The organism is Cupriavidus pauculus (assembly GCF_022179805.1).
Taxonomy (GTDB): Bacteria; Pseudomonadota; Gammaproteobacteria; order Burkholderiales; family Burkholderiaceae; genus Cupriavidus; species Cupriavidus pauculus_E.
The window spans coordinates 251,836-267,681 of the sequence record NZ_BPUO01000006.1 but is presented as its reverse complement, the minus strand read 5'-3'; the positions used below and the strand labels follow the sequence as shown (position 1 = coordinate 267,681).

Genomic DNA, 15,846 nt, shown 5'->3' with positions numbered 1-15,846 from the left:
CACGGAAGAGGGGAGCACCAAATCAATGCGCTCCCGCCGCATCGGCACCACCGCCACCCTGGGCGCGCTTGGTCAGCCACACAAACACAATCAGCACGAAGAACAGCACGCCCGAGATCCAGAAGATGTCGTTGGCGCCCAGCATTGACGCCTGCAGCGAGATGTTTCGCTCGATCAGGCCGTTGGCCTGCATCTTCGTCATGCCTAGCTGCATCAGGTGATCGAGCTGTGCCTGGTAGGCCGGGTTGTAGGGATTGATCTGCTCGACCAGCTGCGCGTGATGCAGCGCCGAGCGGTTTTCCCAGATCGTTGTCGAGATCGATGCGCCGATCGCGCCAAACGTGATCCGCACGAAGTTTGACAGCCCCGACGCGGCTGGAATCTTCTCGGGCGGCTGGCCCGACAGGATGATCGACGTCAGCGGGATGAAGAACATCGCCATCGCCGCGCCCTGAATCAGCGTGGGAATGACCAGCGCACGCGTATCCACGCCGGTTGTGAATCCCGCCCGCATGAAGCTAACCACACCGAATGTGATGAAGGCGGTGGTGGCCACCCAGCGCGCATCTACCTTGGGCAGCGCGCGCCCGATGATTGGCGACAGGATGATGGCGAAGATGCCCACCGGCGCCGTCACCAGGCCGGCATCGGTCGCGGTGTAGCCAACGATTGTCTGCAGCCACAGCGGCAGGATCACGAGGTTGCCGAAGAACAGGCCGTACGCCACCGATATCGCCACCACGCCGGCCGCGAAGTTGCGGCCCTTGAACAGGTGGATGTCGACGATCGGGTGCTTCTCATAGAGCTCCCATGCGAGGAAGAACAGGAAGCCCACCACGGCAGTCACGGCCAGAGCCACGATCACTGCGGAATGGAACCAGTCGAGTTCTTTCCCCTTGTCGAGCATCAGCTGCATCGAACCTACCCAGATCACCAGCAGCGCCAGGCCGATGCGGTCGATCGGCAGCACCTTCGTGGGCGTTTCGCGCTCGCGGTAGATGGCCCACGTGACGTAGGCGGTCAGGATGCCGATGGGCACGTTGATGTAGAAGATCCACGGCCACGTCATGTTGTCCGAGATCCAGCCGCCGAGCAGCGGCCCCATGATCGGCGCCACGAGCGTCGTCATGCCCCATAGCGCCAGCGCCATCGAACTCTTGGCCGGTGGATAGCTGGCCAGCAGCAGCGCCTGAGACAGCGGGATCATCGGGCCGGCCACGGCGCCTTGCAGCACGCGCGCGGCCAGCAGCGTTTCCAGATTGGGCGCCACGCCGCACAGCCACGACGACACCACGAACAGCAGGATCGACAGCACGAACAGCCGCACCGCCCCAAAGCGCGTGGTCAGCCAGCCCGTGAGCGGCACCGAGATGGCATTGGCCACCGCGAACGACGTGATGACCCAGGTGCCCTGGTTTGGCGAAACGCCGAGGTCGCCCGAGATGGCCGGGATCGACACATTGGCAATCGACGAATCGAGCACGTTCATGAACGTGGCCAGCGATAGCGCGATGGTGCCCAGGATCAGCTTGCCGCCCGTGAGCGGCGGAGGCGCGCCGGGGCGGGCGGCGGCCGGCTTCGGTGCCGGCGGCGCGCCGGAGTCCGGCGTAGCAGTGGTGGAATTTGCCATGGGCAGTCAGCCAGTCAAGCGGTCGTGTCAGGTGCGGGCGGGCTTGGCGGCTGCCGCACGCGCCGCGCTGGCTGCGCTCGCAGCACTGGCCGCGCCGGCCGGGGCGGCGGGCGCGGTCCGGCCACCATTATTGAGGGCGATGATGCGGGCGATCAGTGCGTCGGCGTCCTGTGCCACCTTGTCATAGACATCGGTCTGCAGCGGCTTGGCCGACTTGGCCGATACCAGCGAGGCGCCTTCTTCCTTGCGCACGTCGACGGTGACGTTCATCGACAAGCCCACGCGCAGCGGATGATCCTTCAGTTGCTGCGGATCCAGCGCGATACGCACGGGCAGGCGCTGCACCACCTTGATCCAGTTGCCAGTGGCGTTCTGCGCGGGCAGCAGCGAGAACGCGGCGCCGGTGCCGGCCGAGAAGCCTTCCACATGGCCCGTGTACTTCACCTTCGAGCCATAGACATCGGCCTCCAGCTCCACCGGCTGGCCGATCCGCATATGCGTGATCTGCACTTCCTTGAAGTTGGCATCGACCCAGACCTGGTCCAGCGGCACCACGGCCATCAGTGGCGTGCCGGGCGCCACACGCTGGCCCACCTGCACCGAGCGCTTGGCCACGTAGCCGGTAACCGGCGCCGGCATGGTCGAGCGCGCAAACGCCAGATAGGCCGAGCGCAGGTTGGCCGCCGCGCGCTGCACGTTGGGATGCTTCTCCACCGTGGTCTGATCGGTCAGCACCTGGTTCGATGCCAGTTGTTCCCTGGCCGCGACCAGCGCCGACTCGGCGGCCTTGAGCGCGGTCTGGGCGTGGGAGATTTCTTCGCTCGATACCGCGCCGGAACTGGCGATGGCCTGGCGGCGGCGCAGGTCGTCGCGCGCCTTGGCCACGTCGGCATCGCGCAGCGCCACCTGGGCGGCCAGCGAACCGTTGTTGACGTACAGCGTACGCACCTCGCGCACGGCCTGGGCGAGCTGGGCTTCGGCCTGTTCCATCGCCACCTGGGTATCGGCGCGGTCAAGCTGGATCAGCGCCTGACCGGCCGTTACCAGTTGTGTGTCGTCGGCGGCAATCGACACCACGGTGCCACCCACCAGGGGCGTCACCTGGACCACGTTGCCGGCCACGTAGGCGTCGTCGGTGTTTTCGAAGTGGCGCGCGTACAGGCCCCAGTACAGGCCATAGCCGATGCCGGCCACCACGACGGCGGCGGTCAGCGAGACGAGCAGGCGGCGGCGCTTGCCGTTGTTGTCAGCCGCGGGGGCTGCTTGCTGGTTGTTGCTCATGGTCGAATCTCTCGAATCTCTGACGATTTCTCTTGTTATCGGTATTTGCCCGGCGCGTGTCAGCCCTGGGCGCCCTGGGCCGTGCCCGTGTTCGGATTTGCGCTGCCCTGTGCGGCAGGTGCGTCGGTTTCCTGATACCCGCCGCCCAGCGCCTTCATCAGGCCCATCTGCAGGTCCAGCCGGCGCGCCTGCAGGTCAGTGGCCAGGCGGCGCTGCTGCAGTACGTTGCTTTCGGCATTGAGCACCGTCAGTTGCGTGCCCAGGCCCGCCTTGTAGCGCGTGGTGGCCAGCGCGTAGGCGTGCTCGGCCAGGTCCAGCGCCTCGCGCTGCGTCTGGATCTGCCGATCCACGCTGCGGATGCTGGTCACGGTGTCGGCGGTCTCGCGCAGCGCGTCGACCAGCGTCTGGTTGTAGCTGGCCGCGGCAATGTCGTACTGGGCGTACTTGCCCTTGAGGTTCGCGCGCAGCCGGCCGCCCGCGAAGATCGGCAGCTTCAGCGTGGGGCCCACGCCAAACGTGCGGCTGATACCCATCAGCAGGTTCGACGGATCGAGCGACGCGTAGCCCGCGAACGCCGTCAGCGTGATATCGGGCAGGAATTCTTTCTTGGCCACCGTGACGTCTTGCGATGCCGCTTCCACGCGCCAGCGCGCGGCAACGATGTCCGGGCGGCGGGCCAGCAGGCCGATGGTCAGGTTGTCGGGCAACTGCGGCGTGGCATTGGCCAGCAGCGTCGGCTTGGCGATCTGCAGGCCGCGATCCGGACCCTTGCCCAGCAGTGCGGCAAGCTGGTTGCGCGCCAGTGCGATTTCCTCGTCCACGCGCTGCAGGTCGGTCTGGGCGGCGGCCACCGTACCGCGTGCCTGGGTGGTTTCCACCTGGGTGTCCAGGCCGGCCGCCAGTCGCTGGCGCGACAGGTCGGTCAGGTCGCGGCGCTGGGCGATAGCGCGCTCGGCCACATCGCGCTGGGCGTAGAGCGCGGCCAGGCGGTTGTAGCCACGCGCGATCGATGTGGTAAGCATCAGGCGGGCGGCCTGCGTTTCGGCCTCCATCGAGCGGTCTTCGGACAGCGCGGCTTCCAGCGCGTCGCGATTCTTGCCCCAGAAGTCCAGGTCCCAGGACAGGCCCAGTTGCAGGCGCGACTGGTTCTGCCAGGAGCCGGCCAGCGGCGTGCCCTCGAACAGGTCGGTTTCGGAGAAGCGCTGGCGTACCAGGCTGCCTTCGAAATCGATGCCCGGATACAGCGCGGCGCGCGTGGCGTCGGCCATGGCGCGCGATGCCTGCAGGCGCGCGATGGCTACCTGCAGGTTGGGATTGTCCTTGACGGCTTCATCCACCAGCGTGCGCAGTTGCGGATCGTGGAACTGGTCGACCCAGTCCTGCGACGGCCACTGGCCTTGCTCGTTGGTGAACGTTTGCGGCGACGCCAGCGTGCCGGCATCGGCCATGGTCTGTGTGCTGTGCGAATTGCCCATCACGGCGCATCCGGCCAGCACGGCGGCAGCCAGCACCGTCAGGGCCAGCGTGCCCGTACGGCGCAGGGCGTCCGCGCGCACGCGGCGGGGCGGAAAGGAGAGGTCGGTAGTCATGGGTGTGAACTGTGACGCGGTCTGGCGTTTTCAGGAACAACGCATCTGACGATTTGGAATTCTTCTTCGGTGTCTGGTACGCCGTGCCTATCCGGTATTCCGATCGAACGGGCAGCCGTCCTGCCCACCCCCCTGGTTGTTGGCGATCACGCGCAGCAGCATGCCGCGCAGCGTGTCGATCTCGGCCTGGGTGAAGCCTTCGAAATGGCGCCGCATCACGTTGCAGAAGGCGGCGGGCAGCTTGTCGAGCATGGTGTTGCCTTCCGGCGTGATCGACAGTTCCACCACGCGGCGATCGTCGTCGCGGCGCGTGCGGGCGATCAGGCCACGCTTTTCCATGCGGTTGAGCAGGCGGGTGACGGAGCCGGCATCGGTGTTCAGGTTGCGGGCGAGGTCGGTGACCGTCGTGGCCTCGCCCTTGGCCAGCATCATCAGGCAACTGGCCTGCGCGTGCGTCATGTCCAGCGCACCCACTTCCTGCTCCACGCCTTGCGACAGGGTGTTCTTGGCGCGCGCCAGCAGGTAGCCGATGCTTTCGCCAATCTGGTAGTCGGCCGGGTCGAACAGGTCAGCGGACGCCGCGTTGGGTGTCGTGGACTTCATCTCTTGTCATTGCAATCTTTGCCTGGGCAAATATAAGCATGTGACAAGTGATCGGCAAGTACCGCAATTCGCCATTGCGCAAACCGCAATGAGTTTCCTGGTCTATGCTGAACAGCGACAGAGTGTTCTGCGCTGCAACATGCTAGAATGTCGGGTTAATTTTTCCGATAGCTCCGCCTTCAGGGGACGCCGAATGACCCGCGCCATCCGTAATATCGCCATCATCGCTCACGTCGATCATGGCAAGACCACTCTGGTCGACCAACTCCTGCGCCAGGCAGGCACCTTCCGTGACAATCAGCAGATTGCTGAACGCGTGATGGATTCGAATGACCTGGAAAAGGAACGCGGGATCACCATCCTCGCGAAGAACTGTGCCGTCGAGTACAACGGCACGCACATCAACATCGTCGATACCCCGGGCCACGCCGACTTTGGCGGTGAAGTGGAACGCGTGCTGTCGATGGTCGACGGCGTGCTGCTGCTGGTGGACGCCGTGGAAGGCCCGATGCCGCAAACGCGTTTCGTGACGCGCAAGGCACTGGCCCTGGGCCTGAAGCCGATCGTCGTGATCAACAAGGTCGACCGCCCGGGTGCACGTCCGGACTGGGTGATCAACCAGACGTTCGACCTGTTCGACAAGCTGGGCGCCAACGACGAGCAGCTCGACTTCTCCGTGATCTACGCCTCGGGCCTGAACGGCTACGCCGGCCTGACCGAAGACGTGCGCGAAGGCGACATGAAGCCGCTGTTCGAAACCGTGCTGAACAAGGTGCCGGTGCGTAACGACGATCCGGATGGTCCCCTGCAGATGCAGATCATCTCGCTGGACTACTCGAGCTACGTCGGCAAGATCGGCGTGGGCCGCATCTCGCGTGGCCGCGCCAAGCCGCTGCAGGACGTGGTGGTCAAGTTCGGTCCGGAAGGCAACCCGATCAAGGGCCGTATCAACCAGGTGCTGAAGTTCAGCGGCCTGGAGCGCGAGATCGTGGCCGAAGCCGAAGCCGGCGACATCGTGCTGATCAACGGTATCGAAGAACTGGGCATCGGCTGCACCGTGTGCGCCCCGGACGCCCCGGACGCGCTGCCGATGCTGAAGGTGGACGAGCCCACGCTGACGATGAACTTCTGCGTCAACACGTCGCCGCTGGCCGGCCGTGAAGGCAAGTTCGTGACGAGCCGCCAGCTGCGCGAGCGTCTGGACCGTGAGCTGAAGTCGAACGTGGCGCTGCGCGTGGCCGATACCGGCGACGACACCATTTTCGAAGTCTCGGGCCGTGGCGAACTGCACCTGACGATTCTGCTGGAAAACATGCGCCGTGAAGGCTACGAGCTGGCCGTGTCGCGTCCGCGCGTGGTGTTCAAGGAAATCGACGGCGTGAAGCACGAGCCGTTCGAACTGCTGACCGTCGACGTTGAAGACGGTCACCAGGGCGCGGTCATGGAAGAACTGGGCCGCCGCAAGGGCGAACTGCTGGACATGGCATCGGACGGCAAGGGCCGTACCCGCCTGGAGTACCGCATTCCGGCACGTGGCCTGATCGGCTTCCAGGGTGAATTCCTGACGCTGACGCGCGGCACCGGCCTGATCAGCCACATCTTCGACGACTACGCGCCGCTGCGCGAAGGCGGCCTGGGTGAGCGCCACAACGGCGTGCTGATCTCGCAGGACGACGGCGACGCCGTGGCCTACGCACTGTGGAAGCTGCAGGATCGCGGCCGCATGTTCGTGAAGCCGGGCGATGCGCTGTACGAAGGCATGATCATCGGTATCCACAGCCGCGACAACGACCTGGTCGTGAACCCGATCAAGGGCAAGCAGCTGACCAACGTGCGCGCGTCGGGTACCGACGAAGCGGTGCGCCTGGTGCCGCCGATCCAGATGTCGCTGGAATACGCGGTGGAATTCATCGCCGACGACGAGCTGGTGGAAATCACGCCGAAGAGCATCCGTCTGCGCAAGCGTCACCTGAAGGAGCACGAGCGCAAGCGTGCTTCGCGCGACGCGAACTGATCCGGCTTCGGTCGGACAAAAAAACCGCGCCCATGTGGCGCGGTTTTTTTATGCCCCTTCGGTTTGCTGCTCCGCTCTTCCGGCAGCGGGGCCGGGGGAGAGGGCCGACACAGCCCGCGGACTCCGCCACTCCGGCGGCTTCCACAAATACCGCAAATCCCGGTCGCGCCAGGCATCGGCAAACATGTCGCGCCATTCGTGAAACGTCAGCGTGAGCGGATTGTGCGTGCGGATCTGGCGCGTGATGCCGTACTGCGGCGCCTCCGCCTCCGGCACGAACGTCCCGAGCATCCGGTCCCAGATGGTCAGCACACCGGCGTAGTTGCGATCGATGTACTGCGGATTCTTCGCGTGGTGCACGCGATGCACGCTCGGCGTGTTGACTAGCAATTCGACCACAGGCCAGCGCCGGCCCAGCCGCGTGTGGACGAAGAACTGGAACGCCAGGTTCAGCCCCACGGCCAGGATCACCCAGTCTGGCGTAAATCCGATCCACGCCAGCGGTATCCAGAAGATCCACATGCCGGAGATCGGATAGGTCAGGCTCTGGCGGAACGCGGTGGAGAAGTTCATGCCTTCCGACGAGTGGTGCGCCACGTGCGACGCCCACATCCAGCGCACGCGATGGCTGGCCCGATGAAACCAGTAGTAGAGAAAGTCCTGCAGCAGCAGTAGCAGCGCGAACGACCACCAGGTCTCGGGCACCGCGCGCAGGCCATGCATGTAACCCCACGTGTAGACCGTGCGGATCATCAGCCAGAGGAAGAAGGCGTCCGACGCCTGGTGCATCAGCGCCAGCGTGGCGTTCGATAGTGTGTCGCGCCAGCTGTAGATCGACGGGGCGCGCCTGCGCCAGTACCAGGCCTCCCAGCCGATCGTCAGCAGGAAGACGGGCGCAAAGGCCATCAGGATCAAGCCGGGGTCGAAACCTGCGGAGGCGGGGGCGGTTGGTGTCATCCCGCAAGTGTGCACATTTATGCGGAAATCACACTGAGGATTTCCTCCATACGCGCGCCAGGTCGACCAAGTGAAGCATGCTGCGCGCCGGGCGTTTCATCACAAAAACGAAGGACTGACTATCACCGCAAGGCAATCAAGTCCGTGTTCAGGCATGCCGTCAAATGAGATTGACGGCCATGGAGGAGTGGCCGTTTTTCACGTTACGGAGAGACTGCCCCCATGTTTCGCAACACTACGATTGGAGCCCGTTTGTGGCTCCTCACGATTGTCACAAACTTGTTGCTGTTGATTGTCGGTGTCGTCGGCTGGATCGGCATGTCGCGCAGCAACGATGCCACGCGCCAGATCTATCAGCAGCAATTGTCGGCGGCTACCCATCTGGCCGAAGCCCGCTCGAACCAGTTGCTCGTGCGCGTGCTGCTGGACCAGGCCGCCTTTGCCACCGACGCGGCCGATGCCAAGGCCCGCGCCGCCACGGCGCAGGACTTCGCGCGCCAGTCCGATGCCGCGTGGCAATCGTACCTGGCCATCCCGCGCACGGAGGAACAGACGCGCGCCACCGAGAACGTGTCGGACAAGCGCAAGGCGTTGTTCCGGGACGGCGTGGCGCCGATGATCGCCGCGCTCCACGCCGGTAACCGCGACGCCATGATGACGGCCGTCATGGAGACCATCCCCAAGCTCGATATCCAGTTCACGGCCGTCAACACCGAACTGGGACGCCTGCAGGTGGAAAGCGCCAAGGCCGTCTACGAAAGCTCGCAAGACCGCTACGACCGCCTGCTGACGGTGTCCATCGGCGTGCTGGTGCTCGGGCTGGTGTTCAGCACCGTGGTGGCGTGGCGCCTGCGCGCATCGATCGTCAAGCCGCTCGATGTGGCGATTGCCCGCTTTGCGCGCATGGCCGACGGCGACCTGAGTATTTCCGTCATTCGCGACGCGGACGTGGCGGCCGACGAGCACGCGCGCAGCGAAACCAGCCGCATGCTCGGCATGCTGGGCCGTATGCAGGCGCGGCTGGCCGATATGGTGGGCGAGGTGCGCAGCGGTGCCGATTCCATCGCGGCGGCCAGCCAGCAGATCGCCAGCGGCAATGCCAACCTGTCGCAACGTACCGAGCAGCAGGCCGCTTCGCTGGAAGAGACCGCGTCGAGCATGGAGGAACTGACCAGTACGGTGCGCCACAACGCGGACAGCGCGCGCGAGGCCAGTACGCTTGCCGTGGATGCCCGCCGGCTGGCCGAGACCGGCAGCGAGGCCGTGTCGCGCGTGCAGAGCACGATGCAGCAGATCGACACCGGCGCGAACAAGGTGGTCGACATCATCGAGGTGATCGAGAAGATCGCGTTCCAGACCAATATCCTGGCGCTGAATGCCGCCGTGGAAGCTGCGCGGGCCGGCGAGCACGGACGCGGTTTCGCGGTAGTGGCGGGCGACGTGCGCGACCTGTCGCAACGGTGCGCCGCGGCTTCGAAGGAGATCCGCGCGCTGATCGGCAAATCAGTATCGAACGTGCGCGATGGGACGTCGCTGGTGGACGATGCCGAGCGGGCCATGCAGGACATCGTCAACGCGGTGCGCCGGGTCAGCGACATCGTGGGCGGCATCAGCTCGGCATCGGACGAGCAGTCGCGCGGCATCGAGCAGGTGAACGTGGCGGTCTCGCACATGGACGGCATGACCCAGCAGAACGCGGCACTGGTGGAGGAAGCTGCAGCAGCAGCCGGGTCGCTCGAAGACCAGGCGCAGCGTCTGACCGGCCTGATGTCGGCGTTCCGCCTGGCGTGACATGAGCGCGTGAGGGTACGCGGCGCGGGCTTGAGCCGATTCTGAAAAGACGCCGTCATCGAATCCGGGCAAGGTAGCTGGCGTAAAATTGCCGGCTACAAGAATGGAGACGGAAATGACGGAGTTTGTATCGACCTCGGTGCAGGGCGGTGTGGCATATCTGACGCTGACCCGGCCGCAGGCCCTGAACGCGCTGTCGCTCGACATGATTCGCGCGATGACCGATGCGTTGCACCGCTGGGAATCCGATCCGGCGGTGCACGCCGTGGTGGTGGCCGGCGCCGGCGGCAAGGCGTTCTGCGCGGGTGGTGACATCCGCTGGTTCCACCAGGCGTTTCATGCCAACGATCCGCTGCTCGACCAGTTCTTTGTCGAGGAATACGCGCTCAACCACCTGATTCACCGTTACGCCAAGCCCTACATCGCCCTGATGGACGGTGTGGTCATGGGTGGCGGCATGGGTATCTCGCAGGGCGCCCGGCTGCGCATCGTCACGGACCGCACGAAGATGGCCATGCCGGAAACCAATATCGGCCTGTTTCCCGATGTGGGCGGCGGCTGGTTCCTGGCGCGCACGCAGGGCCGCATCGGCGAGTACCTGGGTTTGACCGGTGCCGTGATCCACGCGGCCGATGCGCTGTTCGCAAAGCTGGCCGATGCCTACCTGCCGTCGAATGCCGTCGCCGAACTGGTGGCCTCGCTGCAAGCCAACGCCTTCCAGGGCAGCGACGCCGTGCTGGCGCACATCGCCACCTTCACGCGCCAGCATGCGGACGCCTGCGTGCCGCAGGAAAGCAATCTGGCGCGCCAGGCGTCGCTGATCGACGAGATGTTCGCAAAGGCCACGGCGCAGGACATCCTGCACGCCATCAGCGACACCGCCGGCGACTGGGCCGCGCAGACCGCCGCTACGCTGCGCAGCCGTTCGCCGCTGATGCTGTGCGTGACACTCGAACAGATCCGCCGTGCCCGCACGATGTCGCTGGAAGACGAGCTGCGCATGGAGCTGGACATGATGCACGACGTGTTCCGCCATGGCGACGGCATCGAAGGCATCCGCGCGCTGGTCATCGACAAGGATCACCAACCGAAGTGGAACCCGGCCCGGCTGGACGAAGTGACCCTGGCTCGTGTGCGCGCGTTCTTCGACGGCAAGTGGCGGCACGAGGCGCATCCGCTGGCGGGCCTGGGCAGCTAGCTTGCGGGGCAGGCGCGGGCCAAGTCGAGTAGAGTGTCAGCTGGACTGGCCCCACGCCGGGCCGGCCTTCGCTTCACTTCCAACACGTGAACAGTGAAAGGAACCGTAATGAGCAATCCTCGTGATGTCGCCGTACTGGTGGGAAGCCTGCGCAAGGAATCCGTGAACCTGAAACTGGCCAAGGCCCTGGCCGCGCTGGCGCCGCCGCAACTGAAGCTCGACATCGTCGAGATTCGCCAGTTGTCGCACTACAACCAGGACGACGACGAAAACCCGCCGGCCGAGTGGAAGGCATTCCGCGACCGCATCCGTCGTGCCGACGCCGTGCTCTTCATCACGCCCGAATACAACCGTTCGGTGCCCGGCGTGCTGAAGAACGCCATCGACATCGGTTCGCGCCCCTACGGCCAGAGCGCCTGGGACGGCAAGCCGGGCGGGGTGATCAGTGCCTCGCCGGGCAATATCGGCGGTTTCGGTGCCAATCACCATTTGCGCCAGTCGCTGGTATTCCTGAACATCCCGGTTCTGCAGCAGCCCGAGGCGTATCTCAGCGGGGCCGACAAGCTCTTCGACGAGCAGGGCGCCATTGCCAATGATTCCACCCGTGGCTTCCTGAGCAAGTACCTGACGACGTTTGCCGCCTGGGTCGACCGCAACGCCGCCAGCCGGTAAAGCACCCCGGCGCGCAAGCCGGATCAAACGCTGGTAAGCCCTGTCCTACAAGGCGAAGCGGAAGCGACCCGACACCGGCCGAGACCCCTCCTTTCTATAGTGGATGCATGGTCGTCACATCTCAGAAAGGAGGAACACCATGCCGTATATCGTCGCCTGGCTGCTCGGAGTACCGGCCTTCGTCCTGGTCCTGATCTGGCTGTTCATGCACTAAGGTGTGTGCAGTCAACGCAAGAGAAAAACGGCGCCTGCGGGCGCCGTTTCCATTGTTGGCGCTCCCGCTGGAAAAGCCCGCGAATGGTAAACTCCGCGAGCTTCCTGGCTGGCGTCGCGCATGGCGTGTTGATGCCTCAGGTGCAGCTTTGGAAATTCGAGGTAGGAATCGGCATGGCCGATTCGGCAGAACATGACTGACTTGCACGCTAAACCCGCACCCATCAACGCCCGGCGCATCTCCGTGGCCCCCATGATGGACTGGACTGACCGAAATTGTCGCGCGTTTCACCGCTCGCTGAGCCGGCACACCTGGCTTTATACCGAGATGGTGACGACGGGCGCGCTGCTGCATGGCGATGTGGCGCGGCATCTGGATTTCGCTGCGGCGGAGCAGCCCGTGGCACTACAGTTGGGCGGTAGCGAGCCGGCCGATCTGGCGCAGGCCGCGAAGCTGGGCGAGCAGTGGGGCTACAAGGAAATCAATCTGAATTGCGGCTGCCCATCCGAGCGGGTGCAGCGCGGTGCATTTGGCGCGTGCCTGATGGCCGAACCGCAACTGGTAGCCGATTGCGTGAAGGCGATGCGCGACGTGGTTTCCGTGCCGGTGACCGTCAAGCATCGGATCGGCATCGATACCATCGAGCATTACGACTTCGTGCGCGATTTCGTCGGCACGATCGCCGAGGCCGGGTGCGAAACATTTATCGTGCATGCGCGAAACGCGATTCTCAAGGGTTTGAGCCCGAAAGAAAATCGCGAGATTCCGCCGCTCCGTTATGAAGTTGCCTATCAGTTGAAAAAGGAATTCCCCTCACTGGAAATCCTGATTAACGGCGGGATCGTTTCGTACGACGAAATGGAAGAGCATTTGCGCCACGTCGATGGCGTGATGATCGGGCGTCAGGCTTATCACGACCCCTATATCCTGGCGGAAATGGATACCCGTTTTTACGGTGCCGAAACGGCAATCCCGTCACGAGAAGACGCGGAGCTTGCCATGCAGGCGTATATCGGGGAAATGGTGGAGCGGGGGGGATATATGGGCGCGGCCACGCGCCATATGCTCGGTTTGCACCGTGGCGTCTACGGCGGCCGTGGCTGGCGCCGCGTGCTGTCCGACGCGCGCCGGATGAACGCCGCGCGCACCCGCGCGGATGTCGACGCACTTTTCGTCGAGGCGCGTTCGCACCTGCGCCCGGACCTCCTCGAGGCCGCCTGAGTGACAATCATGCGTATTCGTTCTGGAAGAAAAACTCTAATTCCGAACGATCGTTCTATGCAGGATGCCGCAAATGTATGCTCCAGCGGCGTTTGCGGCAGTCGGGGTAGCTGGAAACCCGCACCTGCAAAGGGATTCCCCTAATTCGCCAGGGCCGGGCCATGTTCTTACACTGTGCCTGCCCTCGAATACAGGGCTTTCTTCAACTGATTTTTGAGCCCGCCGTGTGCGGGCTTTTTTTCTGCGTCGTCGCTCGGTTGCGACAGCACCCGTGGGTTTGCCCCGATGGTGTGGTCCGATTTTGCCGACTACATTGAATGGGCCTTCAGGGCATTGAGATCGCTAATTTAAGAGTCCGCTCGTGAGCGGGCTCTTTTTTTATGTGCGTTTGTCCCCGTTGCAGGGCAAATGCGGCCATCGAATCCGGCGCTCAAAAAAAAGCAGGCGATGCTCGTCGGGAGTGATCGCCTGTCGGGAATGTCGAGGGGGTCAATGTCCCTCGGGGAAGAGTATCCAACAGCACCATTTGCGGAAAAACCCTGCGTTGGTGGGGCAAAGCCTCCGCTTTTTGGCTAATAGACCGATACTGGATTGTGGCGTCCAACAATCCGCGCGGCTGTCGAGCGACGTGAAGGTCATGTTAGGATGCGCCACATAAAGCCGCGTAAGTCGGCGCGTGGAAGAGCCCTATGCAGTCAGGCAGGGCTTGAAGAGGGGGGGATGCAGGTGGGGGCTGGCTGACTCGCATGCCGAGCGGAAGCAAGCCCTGAAGGAAATCAAATGGAAGCGGAAGAAGCATTCGGTGAAGTCTTCGAAGACTACCGGGTGATCTGGGTGGCCGAGCAACTGCAGGACGGCAAGTGGACTGCGCGCTATTGCTGGCACCCAGGCACATCAATCGACGCGGGCAAGGCGCTCCAGCGCGATGTCCTCAACGGCAAGTCGAAGCGCTTGCTTGGACTGTTCCCCAGCGAGGCGGATACGATCGCCGCGATCAAGGAGGCTGTGCTGCTCGAGGCGAAGTGGGTCGGGCGATGAGGAAGCCGCACAAGAAATCGTATCGAAGTCCGTCAGGTGCTCTGAGATTTTTTTGTGCGGAATACTAGCCATCTACCCAGATACCTTGTATAGTCTTGTTCTTCGCTGAACGGCACACCGGGCAGCGAAGAAATCTCTACGGTGGCTGTAGCTCAGTTGGTAGAGTCCAGGATTGTGATTCCTGTTGTCGCGGGTTCGAGTCCCGTCAGCCACCCCAAGAATTCAGCAGAAGGCCGCTCATTCGAGCGGCCTTTTTGCTTTGTGCGTTCGTTGGGTTCAACGTGTTCTCGCGCGCATCTTCGCACGCACGAAAAAAACCGGACCTTGGCGGGGTCGACAAGGTCCGGTCATGCGCATGGCGTCAACTGCGCCAGTGTTGCGATGCGCGCCAGTGAGTTTAATCAGGCTTCAGGCAGTTTTAAATGAAGCCTTAATTACACGTTGTGAGCACGCAACTGCACTTTTTACAATGCCAGGCTTGGCCGTATGAAATTGGCGTTGCGGCTTGCGATCAGGACGCTCTGGCGAAGAGCTCCTAAGTCGATCACTTGGGGCTCGGCTCGGCGAGTTCGAGCATGCGGCAGATGGCGGCCATGTTGCCGACCATCGTGCGGCGTTGCGCGCCCTGGTAGACACGCACACCCTTGATTTGGCGGAAGGGGACAGGCTTGACCGGGCGACGGGAAGCGACTGAATTCGTTTGCAGCATGGCAACACCTCGTAATTTGCGTTCAGCAGTGGTCCGCACCCGTCGTCCAGCAAATGGACGGGGCGGCATGGGCAAAGCAAAGCGGGTGACCAGGGCAGACGGCCGTGCTGCCGAAGTCTCGGGACACGGAGGCGCTGGGCGCCTCCGCTCGCTGTCAGAAGCCTGACGATCGAATCAGGCCAACAGCAATACCTTCCAGGGAGAACTCGTCGCGCCCCGAGTGGAGCACGATGTTTTGGAAATCGGGATTCTCGGCAATCAGCTCGATGGTGTCGCCGCGTTTCTTCAGTCGCTTGACGGTGACATCCTCGCCAATGCGCGCCACCACGACCTTGCCGTTGGCGGCTTCGCTGGCTTTCTTCACGGCGAGCAGGTCGCCGTCGAGAATGCCGGCATCACGCATGCTCAGGCCGCGTACGCGCAGCAGGTAATCAGGGCGCTCGTCGAAGACCGATGCGTCGACCTGATACTGGCGGTCGATGTGCTCGGCGGCCAGGATCGGGCTGCCTGCCGCGACCCGGCCAACCAGTGGCAGCGTCAACTGCAACACACCGGCCATCGGCAGCGAGAACTGGTCAGCCTGTTCGGAATCGCTGCGCGACACCTTGAGTCGAATGCCGCGCGACGCGCCGGGCGTCAACTCGATCACACCCTTGCGTGCCAGCGCTCGCAAGTGTTCCTCGGCGGAATTGGGCGAGGAAAAGCCGAACTCGGCGGCGATCTCGGCGCGCGTCGGCGGAAAACCGGTGTGCCGGATCGTATTGCGGATCAGGTCGAAAATCTGCTGCTGCCGGGGTGTCAGGGTCGCCATGGTTCGCCGGTCTCGTGCCGAAGCACTGTATGTTTAAACAGTATGCTGTGATTTTATACAGTATCGTGTGAAGTGCAAGCACAATTTGCGCAGCGCGCTCTACATGACGGATCGCGCC

13 protein-coding genes and 1 tRNA gene are annotated in these 15,846 nt (G+C 63.7%); 7 read left to right on the top strand and 7 right to left on the bottom strand.

Translation table 11 applies throughout. From position 1 onward, the window contains the following. Window positions 1–22 precede the first annotated feature (22 nt). The 4 genes from MFF62_RS14325 to MFF62_RS14310 form a co-directional block, all read right to left on the bottom strand. Complete coding sequence (locus MFF62_RS14325; protein WP_238263794.1) at window positions 23–1,630, bottom strand: DHA2 family efflux MFS transporter permease subunit; 1,608 nt, start codon at window positions 1,628–1,630, stop codon at window positions 23–25. Window positions 1,631–1,657: 27 nt separating this feature from the next. Beyond that, the gene (locus MFF62_RS14320; RefSeq protein ID WP_238263793.1) at window positions 1,658–2,911 is read right to left on the bottom strand and encodes an HlyD/EmrA/EmrK family protein; all 1,254 of its coding nucleotides are present in this window, start codon (window positions 2,909–2,911) and stop codon (window positions 1,658–1,660) included. Between the two features lie 59 nt (window positions 2,912–2,970). After that, window positions 2,971–4,500, bottom strand: a complete 1,530-nt coding sequence (locus MFF62_RS14315) for an AdeC/AdeK/OprM family multidrug efflux complex outer membrane factor (RefSeq protein WP_238263792.1) — start codon at window positions 4,498–4,500, stop codon at window positions 2,971–2,973. An 87-nt stretch (window positions 4,501–4,587) separates the two neighbouring features. Further along, on the bottom strand, window positions 4,588–5,103 hold the full coding sequence (locus tag MFF62_RS14310; RefSeq protein WP_238263791.1) for a MarR family winged helix-turn-helix transcriptional regulator: 516 nt from the start codon (window positions 5,101–5,103) through the stop codon (window positions 4,588–4,590). A 193-nt stretch (window positions 5,104–5,296) separates the two neighbouring features. Between MFF62_RS14310 and typA the strand changes: the two genes are divergently transcribed. Then, window positions 5,297–7,117, top strand: a complete 1,821-nt coding sequence (gene typA / locus MFF62_RS14305) for a translational GTPase TypA (protein WP_238263790.1) — start codon at window positions 5,297–5,299, stop codon at window positions 7,115–7,117. Window positions 7,118–7,165: 48 nt separating this feature from the next. On the opposite strand, the gene MFF62_RS14300 is transcribed toward typA, so the two are convergent. Next, window positions 7,166–8,074 carry a sterol desaturase family protein gene (locus MFF62_RS14300; RefSeq protein ID WP_238263789.1) on the bottom strand — a complete coding sequence of 303 codons (909 nt, stop codon included), beginning with the start codon at window positions 8,072–8,074 and terminating at the stop codon, window positions 7,166–7,168. 222 nt (window positions 8,075–8,296) lie between these two features. Here MFF62_RS14300 and MFF62_RS14295 point away from each other — a divergent pair, with 222 nt between their 5' ends. The 6 genes from MFF62_RS14295 to MFF62_RS14270 all read left to right on the top strand — a co-directional run bounded on the left by MFF62_RS14295 (window position 8,297) and on the right by MFF62_RS14270 (window position 14,425). After that, complete coding sequence (locus MFF62_RS14295; RefSeq protein WP_238263788.1) at window positions 8,297–9,865, top strand: methyl-accepting chemotaxis protein; 1,569 nt, start codon at window positions 8,297–8,299, stop codon at window positions 9,863–9,865. Between the two features lie 115 nt (window positions 9,866–9,980). Beyond that, entirely contained in the window at window positions 9,981–11,063 is a 1,083-nt protein-coding gene (locus tag MFF62_RS14290; protein WP_238263787.1) for an enoyl-CoA hydratase/isomerase family protein, read from the top strand. A gap of 108 nt (window positions 11,064–11,171) precedes the next feature. After that, window positions 11,172–11,735 (top strand): NADPH-dependent FMN reductase, encoded by a 564-nt coding sequence (locus tag MFF62_RS14285; protein ID WP_238263786.1) that lies wholly within the window; start codon window positions 11,172–11,174, stop codon window positions 11,733–11,735. A 406-nt stretch (window positions 11,736–12,141) separates the two neighbouring features. Next, the gene (gene dusA, locus MFF62_RS14280) at window positions 12,142–13,170 is read left to right on the top strand and encodes a tRNA dihydrouridine(20/20a) synthase DusA (RefSeq protein WP_283205345.1); all 1,029 of its coding nucleotides are present in this window, start codon (window positions 12,142–12,144) and stop codon (window positions 13,168–13,170) included. Window positions 13,171–13,950: 780 nt separating this feature from the next. Continuing rightward, the gene (locus tag MFF62_RS14275; protein ID WP_238263785.1) at window positions 13,951–14,208 is read left to right on the top strand and encodes a hypothetical protein; all 258 of its coding nucleotides are present in this window, start codon (window positions 13,951–13,953) and stop codon (window positions 14,206–14,208) included. A 141-nt stretch (window positions 14,209–14,349) separates the two neighbouring features. Further along, a tRNA-His gene (locus tag MFF62_RS14270) sits at window positions 14,350–14,425 on the top strand. A gap of 327 nt (window positions 14,426–14,752) precedes the next feature. On the opposite strand, the gene MFF62_RS14265 is transcribed toward MFF62_RS14270, so the two are convergent. Together MFF62_RS14265 and lexA are read right to left on the bottom strand one after the other, a co-directional pair. Beyond that, on the bottom strand, window positions 14,753–14,917 hold the full coding sequence (locus tag MFF62_RS14265) for a hypothetical protein (protein ID WP_238263784.1): 165 nt from the start codon (window positions 14,915–14,917) through the stop codon (window positions 14,753–14,755). Window positions 14,918–15,071: 154 nt separating this feature from the next. Then, window positions 15,072–15,728 carry a transcriptional repressor LexA gene (lexA, locus tag MFF62_RS14260; protein WP_238263783.1) on the bottom strand — a complete coding sequence of 219 codons (657 nt, stop codon included), beginning with the start codon at window positions 15,726–15,728 and terminating at the stop codon, window positions 15,072–15,074. Between the last annotated feature and the right edge of the window lie 118 nt (window positions 15,729–15,846).

What these genes read in the sequence shown, in the direction of transcription:
- MFF62_RS14320 (WP_238263793.1), bottom strand. Translation starts at nt 2,911, where the DNA reads ATGAGCAACAACCAGCAAGCAGCCCCCGCGGCTGACAACAACGGCAAG.
- MFF62_RS14315 (WP_238263792.1), bottom strand. Translation starts at nt 4,500, where the DNA reads ATGACTACCGACCTCTCCTTTCCGCCCCGCCGCGTGCGCGCGGACGCC.
- MFF62_RS14290 (WP_238263787.1), top strand. Translation starts at nt 9,981, where the DNA reads ATGACGGAGTTTGTATCGACCTCGGTGCAGGGCGGTGTGGCATATCTG.
- MFF62_RS14300 (WP_238263789.1), bottom strand. Translation starts at nt 8,074, where the DNA reads ATGACACCAACCGCCCCCGCCTCCGCAGGTTTCGACCCCGGCTTGATC.
- lexA (WP_238263783.1), bottom strand. Translation starts at nt 15,728, where the DNA reads ATGGCGACCCTGACACCCCGGCAGCAGCAGATTTTCGACCTGATCCGC.
- MFF62_RS14265 (WP_238263784.1), bottom strand. Translation starts at nt 14,917, where the DNA reads ATGCTGCAAACGAATTCAGTCGCTTCCCGTCGCCCGGTCAAGCCTGTC.
- MFF62_RS14275 (WP_238263785.1), top strand. Translation starts at nt 13,951, where the DNA reads ATGGAAGCGGAAGAAGCATTCGGTGAAGTCTTCGAAGACTACCGGGTG.
- MFF62_RS14295 (WP_238263788.1), top strand. Translation starts at nt 8,297, where the DNA reads ATGTTTCGCAACACTACGATTGGAGCCCGTTTGTGGCTCCTCACGATT.
- MFF62_RS14310 (WP_238263791.1), bottom strand. Translation starts at nt 5,103, where the DNA reads ATGAAGTCCACGACACCCAACGCGGCGTCCGCTGACCTGTTCGACCCG.
- MFF62_RS14285 (WP_238263786.1), top strand. Translation starts at nt 11,172, where the DNA reads ATGAGCAATCCTCGTGATGTCGCCGTACTGGTGGGAAGCCTGCGCAAG.
- MFF62_RS14325 (WP_238263794.1), bottom strand. Translation starts at nt 1,630, where the DNA reads ATGGCAAATTCCACCACTGCTACGCCGGACTCCGGCGCGCCGCCGGCA.
- dusA (WP_283205345.1), top strand. Translation starts at nt 12,142, where the DNA reads ATGACTGACTTGCACGCTAAACCCGCACCCATCAACGCCCGGCGCATC.
- typA (WP_238263790.1), top strand. Translation starts at nt 5,297, where the DNA reads ATGACCCGCGCCATCCGTAATATCGCCATCATCGCTCACGTCGATCAT.